The 6686-nt window shown below is 54.4% G+C and carries 5 protein-coding genes and 6 pseudogenes; 3 read left to right on the top strand and 8 right to left on the bottom strand.

The features are described 5' to 3' along the window. Positions 1-125 precede the first annotated feature (125 nt). The 5 genes and pseudogenes from FDP13_RS19470 to FDP13_RS19455 form a co-directional block, all read right to left on the bottom strand. Positions 126-347, bottom strand: a pseudogene (locus FDP13_RS19470) (hypothetical protein); the annotation flags it as partial. A gap of 40 nt (positions 348-387) precedes the next feature. Continuing rightward, positions 388-582, bottom strand: a pseudogene (locus FDP13_RS21710) (ATP-binding protein); the annotation flags it as partial. A gap of 2 nt (positions 583-584) precedes the next feature. After that, positions 585-926, bottom strand: a pseudogene (locus FDP13_RS19465) (transposase); the annotation flags it as partial. After that, complete coding sequence (locus FDP13_RS19460; RefSeq protein WP_143840201.1) at positions 908-1753, bottom strand: DUF3577 domain-containing protein; 846 nt, start codon at positions 1751-1753, stop codon at positions 908-910. The gene FDP13_RS19460 and the pseudogene FDP13_RS19465, both read right to left, overlap by 19 nt. Positions 1754-2361: 608 nt before the next feature. Further along, on the bottom strand, positions 2362-2835 hold the full coding sequence (locus tag FDP13_RS19455) for a helix-turn-helix domain-containing protein (RefSeq protein WP_143840200.1): 474 nt from the start codon (positions 2833-2835) through the stop codon (positions 2362-2364). A 72-nt stretch (positions 2836-2907) separates the two neighbouring features. On the opposite strand from FDP13_RS19455, the gene FDP13_RS19450 reads away from it, so the two are divergent. Continuing rightward, positions 2908-3759, top strand: coding sequence for an SDR family oxidoreductase (locus tag FDP13_RS19450; protein ID WP_143840199.1), 852 nt, complete (start codon positions 2908-2910; stop codon positions 3757-3759). A 102-nt stretch (positions 3760-3861) separates the two neighbouring features. After that, positions 3862-4782: an NAD-dependent epimerase gene (locus FDP13_RS19445; protein ID WP_143840198.1), complete on the top strand. Its 921-nt coding sequence runs from the start codon at positions 3862-3864 to the stop codon at positions 4780-4782. A gap of 51 nt (positions 4783-4833) precedes the next feature. On the opposite strand, the pseudogene FDP13_RS19440 reads toward FDP13_RS19445, so the two are convergent. From FDP13_RS19440 to FDP13_RS19430, 3 genes and pseudogenes are all read right to left on the bottom strand, one after another. Further along, positions 4834-5253, bottom strand: a pseudogene (locus FDP13_RS19440) (GTPase); the annotation flags it as partial. A gap of 427 nt (positions 5254-5680) precedes the next feature. Further along, positions 5681-5872 (bottom strand): annotated as a pseudogene (locus FDP13_RS21855) (type II toxin-antitoxin system HicA family toxin); the annotation flags it as partial. Positions 5873-5931: 59 nt separating this feature from the next. Then, positions 5932-6216: a tail fiber assembly protein gene (locus tag FDP13_RS19430; protein ID WP_199886360.1), complete on the bottom strand. Its 285-nt coding sequence runs from the start codon at positions 6214-6216 to the stop codon at positions 5932-5934. A 27-nt stretch (positions 6217-6243) separates the two neighbouring features. Here FDP13_RS19430 and FDP13_RS19425 point away from each other — a divergent pair. After that, positions 6244-6657: pseudogene (locus FDP13_RS19425) on the top strand (IS3 family transposase); the annotation flags it as partial. Positions 6658-6686 lie beyond the last annotated feature (29 nt).

Below are 6686 nucleotides of genomic sequence, written 5' to 3'. Positions count from 1 at the left end.
AACTACCTGAGTATGCTAAAACTGGGAGCGATCAGGTTATTTTTAAAGCGGTTGTTAAGTTAAGGGACACAGCCTAACTCCCGCTCAACGCTACTGTATATTCTGGTCAACATATGAATGTATTTTTATTTAATGTCCGCTTCACGGCCTGAGATATTCAGCAAATTCAGTAAGGGCGAACGCCATTCTTTGAGAGCCAGTAAATATTTTGCTTCGTCGTAACAGGTTCTGCTCTTACAGCAACAGTAAATTATCCGGATCCATTTGAACGCAAGTGCCCGGATCGCAGACTGGTGAGATTTGCCCTTCTCTCTGAGGACCTGATAATACAGCCAGGCCCAGTATGTCAACACCAAGATTATTGGCCGCTTTGGGGGTGAGGACGATTTTCGCCATCTCATCATCACTGACTGGCGTGGTGTTTTTTGCCGGCACTCCGGCTTTGCGTTTTTCCTTTAACCGGTGGCTTTATTCCTTTATTTTAAGTTTTTTGGGTGGTGAAGTGGCCTGTCCAGGATTGCCTTTGCCAGCACGTTATCCCCGCCTCTCTCCCCATGACCTGCCCCCAGAATTAGATACAACCTTCAGTTAGTAATGTCGGTTGGTTTTTCTTCATATTTCCCGTTTCGCCAGCCCACAGTAAATTCAGCTGAAGTTTGGTAATTCAGTGATGAATGTGGGCGGCAATCGTTATAATCCTGCCGCCAGTCATTAATCGTTTTCCTGGCATGAACAATATCGCTGAACCAGTGCTCATTGAGGCACTCATCTCTAAATCGTTCGTTAAAACTCTCAATAAATCCGTTCTGAGTCGGCTTGCCCGGTTGGATAAGCCGAAGTTCCACGCCATGCTCAAAGGCCCATTGATCCCGTGCACGGCAGGTGAATTACGGCACCAGATCGGTTCTTATCGTCGCCGGATACCCGATGTTGTAGACGGCATATCTGCGCTGTTGTCAGGACTTTCTGACTCTGAGGGGGCCTGGTTGGCCGTTGGATAGACTCGTTGTCCATCTACTTTGATCTGGCCAATATGTATTAGCTTGGACTCCAGACTCGCTGCCGGTTCGCCGACATGCTCGCCCTTCTTGCGAAGGTACGGATTCGCTTTCATGTCATTGAGACGGAAGGCGATCAACACCTTGCGCTGAGCCTCGACGGCTTGCACACAACGGCGCACCAGATGCTGAGCTTCCGGAGCGGTCACGATGGTGTTGATGTATCGGTATTCCGGTTCTTCAACAGGCCCGGCCAGTGCACCGATGGTGCATGTGAGGAACGGGTCACCCTCCTTCGGTGTGACATCTATGGGGCGATTGAGATAACCAATGCCTCGGGTGATCAGCTCGTACTGTTCGATTGCCGCCAGTGTGGCTGGGTCAATCAATTCAGCCTTCAGAAGTCTACCTTTGAGGCTGGCTGCGGGTTCACCCTTGCGCTCACCACTGGGGCGGATGAATGCATCACTCCACAGATCCCCCTGCCGGAACTTGACCACCGGGCGCTGCTGCGGATCATCCGTGCCGATATAGTGTTCGACCAGTTTTTTAGCCTCGGCACCTGAGACTTTGACATCAAAATAGCGGATGACCGGCTCTTCGGCAGAACCGACCAGCGCTGCGATGGTGCAAGCCATGAAGTGCTGAGCACGGCGGCCACCACGCACGGGAACTTCCCGCACACGCTGCAGACGACCGTAACCTTCGGTGTGCAGATCGAAATAGGCTTTTTCGCCTGAAGTAGAATGAACCATGATGACATCTCCATTAAAAAATGAAGCGGAGACACACCAGGCCCGATTGCGGGGGTGTGTAACCCCGCGATGGGTTGATAAGGCAGAGGCATCCACTACCGGTATAAGCCGGTGGTCGTTCGCATGAGGATGCTGTGCGAACTGGCTCGGCCATGCGGTTTTCGCCGCACCGCAACCTGGGGCCGAGGTTGCGTGGCATGTCGCTGACAACGTCAGCAAAACATTCAAACAGACTGCCTGTGGTCGCCTTCGCCATGAGCCAGCCCGAGGACGTGGACGAAATACTGTTCCGACGCACTCGCCAAGCCGACTGACATTGCGCCATATAGCAACCGACACGCTAGGTAGTGCCTGTCGCAGAAAATACGCCGACATTGATAGTAATCGCATCGAGCAGAGGGGGGGCTTCTGCAAAGGAATTTGACCTACGTTTGGCGCTTGAGAGCCTGCTGCAAATCCGCCTATGCTGGCGAAAGTTGTGGAGAATGTTCGTGCGCTGTCGTGGTTTAGGGGGTTTTTAGGCGAGCGCTTCCTGGCACATTGAGACGCTATGACGCATGGTAATGCCATGGAGCAACGCAATGCTGCGTACTTCGCTTCTGCTCCACTTACCCCTTAGTCTCGCTTGCTTGACGGAGCGCTGACAATGCACGCGCAGCTTCAATGGCCGGATGATGTTCCTGGGCCCACAGCGAGAGCGTCTCTAGGGGCTCGATAAGAGAGCTACCCATATTGGTAAGCTCATACTCAACTTTGGGTGGCACTGTCGGGTACACCGTCCGCTTGACCAGTCCATCCTGTTCCAAGCCACGCAGCGTCAGCGTCAGCATACGATGAGAGACGCCATCGATCAGGCGAAGCAAAGCATTGAAGCGGGTTGGCCCTTTGGACAAGGCTCCCACCACACCGATAGTCCATTTATCCCCGATACGGTCAAGCACCTGCCCGAGAGCTTTGCATCTTGCGTGTTCGTCGTTGGGTGTCTCGCATCCAACCGGATTTGCGATATGTGTTTTGGCCACTGGGCTCTTCCCCACTTGTCGATAGGCACATTTTTGTTCGTTGCGAACTGCTTTGTGCATTCTTGTCAATCCTATCGTTTTCGCTCACATTTGACACGAACATTTTGTTCTTAACGATAGAAAGGTTATCAAATGAAGATCGGAGTTAGTGGTGCAAGCGGCCATCTCGGCCAGAAAGTTTTGTCGTTCCTAGCCGAACGCGGTACAGGGCATAGTGTTGTCGGCATCTCCCGCACCCCCGCCGCCCTTACTGTCCTAGCCGAAGGTCGCGAAGGCGATTACGACCGACCTGACTCGCTGGCGCAGGCCTATCAGGGGCTTGATCGTCTGCTTATCATTCCCAGCGCTGACCTGCGCCCCGGTGTACGAGGACGCCAGTTGAAGACGGCCATTGATGCCGCGCAACAGGCCGGGGTCGCGCATGTCGTGCTCGTCTCGGCTGCGGGGACAAAGGAGGCCGCAGAACCGTCGATCGGCGCGCCGTACTGGGATGGTGAGCAGCACTTGATCCGCACAGCACAGTGTTGGACCATCCTGCGGATGAACTATTACGCCGAGTCGATGGCCGACGAGATCAAGAACTCGCTCGGCGCAGGTGTCTTGGCGGGCCTAGGCTCGGAGCGCGTTGCCTACGTGTCCCGGGACGACGTGGCCGCGGCAGCCGCAGGCATTCTACTCGGCGAAGGTCACGCCGGTGCCATCTACAACGCGACAGGTTCGGCCGTCGTCACCGGCGAGGAGCGGGCGGCGATCGTCTCGGAACTCACTGGCGATCCTGTCGGCTTCGCCGTCCTCACGCAAGAACAGCTTGCAAGTGGACTTGCCCAGGCCGGTCTGCCGGAGCCAGTTGTTAATGTCGTCTTGGACATCAAGCGGAACTTCGTGGCCGGTGCGTTCGACATTGTGACAAGTGATGTAGAGCGTCTTGCCGGGCGTCCTGCAACGCCACTGCGCGATGTTCTAGCCGCGGCGTTGCAGGCATAGCCGTTCAGCCGCTCCCTCGCATCGGGCCGCAGCACCACTGTGCGCGGCCCAAATCTTACTAATGCTGTGTTCTCCGTGCCCAACGCATGGAGGGAGGAAAGAATGGGAAAATTACATGTCGTCGTGGGCGCGAGTTCCGTCGGTATCGCGACCGCTAGATTGCTCGCTTCGCGGGGCGAGCCTGTCCGCCTGGTTAGCCGAAAAGGATCCGGTCCAGACCTGCCTGGCATCGAGCGTGTCGCCGCCGACGTCACGGACACGGACCAACTGTTTAAGCTAGCGGCCGATGCAGCGGCCCTCTATGTATGCGCCGCGCCACCCTACGATCGCTGGCTACAAGACTGGCCAGCCCTCGCGTCGGCGTTGCTGATTGCTGCGGAGCGATCCGGCGCAGTCTTGGTCAGCCACAGCAATGCTTATGGCTATGGTCCTGTCGCACAACCGATGACGGAGCAGACCCCAACGTCTGCTCGGCACCCGAAGCTACGTATCAGGGCCGACATCTGGCACGAGGCCCTTGTCTTGCATAAAACTGGCCGCATCCGAGCTACCGAAGTGCGGGCCAGCGATCACATCCAGCCGAACTCTGTGTTTGCTCTTACGCTTTGTAAACCACTGCTTGAAGGCAAGAAGGCGGTCTCGCCGATTCCGCTGGACGTACCGCATAGTTGGACCTCGGTCAATGACGCCGCGCGATTGCTGGTCACAGTCGCCACCGATGAGCGTGCTTGGGGAAAAGTCTGGCACGCACCCACCAATCCACCGTTGACGGCGCGTGAACTCGTCACACGCTTTTGCGAAGTCGAAAACTTGCCTGCACCTCGGCTCTCGGTCATTCCTTTTCCTTTGCTATGGACCTTGGGTCTTTTTATGCCGATGGTGCGTGAAATGCGTGCCACGAGATATCAATTTGACCAACCTTTCATCCTCGACTCGACTGCCTCGTCTCGGGTCTTTGGTATTGTGCCAACGCCTATCGAGGAAGCTCTTCGAGATACGGCCAGGATGCTTCGTGCATCATAGCCAGCAGACCAAAACATATAAAAGTATGCCGTTCCTGCGTAACCATTCTGGTGGGCAGCGAGGTTGTGGGATCGGAAGCCTGGCGGGCGCAGAGCCGAGAATATACATCTTGAGCTTGTAGGGCGTACCATCGGCGGTGCATTCGGTGCGCTCTTCGGGTGTGTCTGCACGAAGGCCGTCGAAGCGGTGCCGCGCATAGGGCTCTACCTGTACCTTGGCACCTTCGTCCGGATCTTCGGTCACAAGAGTTCGGTCAAGCACGGCGAACTCGATTCGGCCGGTCTTGACGACAATGGCGTCCTCCGTTCTGGCGATGATTTTTCCCTCAAAAGGTTTGGGATCAATGTGAAAACCCAGCACCGACACTTTGGGCTGTCCGTCGAAGATGTTGAATTTGAAGCGGCGGGCATTGGAAGGAACGTGGTCACGCACCAATGACTGCATCTGATTGCGAATAGTTTGATGATCCATGGGAAAGTCTCCAAAAAAGGAACTCCCCAGCCACAAGGGATGGGGACCCTTGTGGGTGGAATGAATGGACGCTAAGCGCCCTGTGATGGTGAAAGCCAACACGCTATCAGCGTGCCGCAGTCTTGATGGCCTTGACTGCCTGGGATGTTGCCAGCTACGCCAGCGAACATATATGCAGAATGGCGTGATGATGGACCGTGTGCGTGGAACAAAACGCATCAGGTTGCGCCCATATTGGCACTGATTACGGTAGAAAAATCCCCTCGTAGAGAGAATGAGTGGGGAGGTCAAAACCCTCGTAGAGAAGTAATACAACGCGGTGCTGGTAAGAACACATACAGTGAGCACTGTGAGTATTGCTGCCATCGAACGACACGCCACTCTGTTCTATAGAAACGGCGTCACCTGGATGGTTGCAATGCCTGAAGGCGCGCGCATTACGCCCAGCACAATAGGCGCTGGCTGTCGAGCTGGTGAAAATCGGTGGCATACCAGGTTTGGTGAACTTCAAATGCCCACCAGAAGTACGCTCAACCTCCCATCCTTCTTTTAGTGCATATTCGATCAGCGGTAGTAACTGCTTGTGGCCTCGAGCCAATTGATGCGCGGCGCGATAAATCAGGCATCAGATGCGCGATAAATTGTGCCGCATTCATTTTCAAATATTGAAATAAAATTTCAGTTATTTGGAATGTCAGGCCATGTTATTTCAACACCTGAAACGTCAACGCGGCTGAGCATGACCAAATACGTTTGCCACGTTTTCAACGCTGCCTCTTCATCCGCTGTCGCACTCCTCAGATTAACTGCATATGTCAGTTTGTTAATCCTGTTGTTTGCCACTGCCCGCCGATTATCCAGCTCTTGGTGTGCGGACTTAACTGCTGCCGCTTTTTGGGCCTCAGTATCTGTTACCCATTGTTTACCGTCCCATACATCAAACGCCGAGGTTGGTGCCAGCACGGTGACGTCGTCCGGTAACTCGCCGATATTGGCCTATGGTCGCGTGCTGTTATTGGCTGGTCGATGTCATCGAGGATGACGGCACAGCTGGCCTGTGATGCGCTACAGATGGCGCTGTGGCGGCGTAAACGACCGAAAAACGTTATCGTTCATACTGACCGTGGCGGGCAGTACTGCTCAGCGGATTATCAGACCTTGCTGAAACGGCATAATCTGCATGGGAGCATGAGCGCAAAAGGTTGCTGCTACGATAATGCCTGTGCGGAAAGCTTCTTTCACTCATTGAAAGTTGAATGCATCCATGGTGAACGCTTTATCAGTCGGGAAATAATGCAGACGACGGTATTTAATTATATCGAGTGTGATTACAATCGCTGGAGACGTCACAGTGCCTGTGGTGGTATCAGTCCGGAACAATTTGAAAATCAGAACCTCGCTTAGGGCTGTGTCCACATTACGTGGGTAGGATC

Source organism: Dickeya sp. ws52, assembly GCF_007210685.1.
Lineage (GTDB): Bacteria > Pseudomonadota > Gammaproteobacteria > Enterobacterales > Enterobacteriaceae > Dickeya > Dickeya chrysanthemi.
Note: the sequence above shows the minus strand (reverse complement) of the source record. Positions and strands in the feature narration are given on the sequence as shown.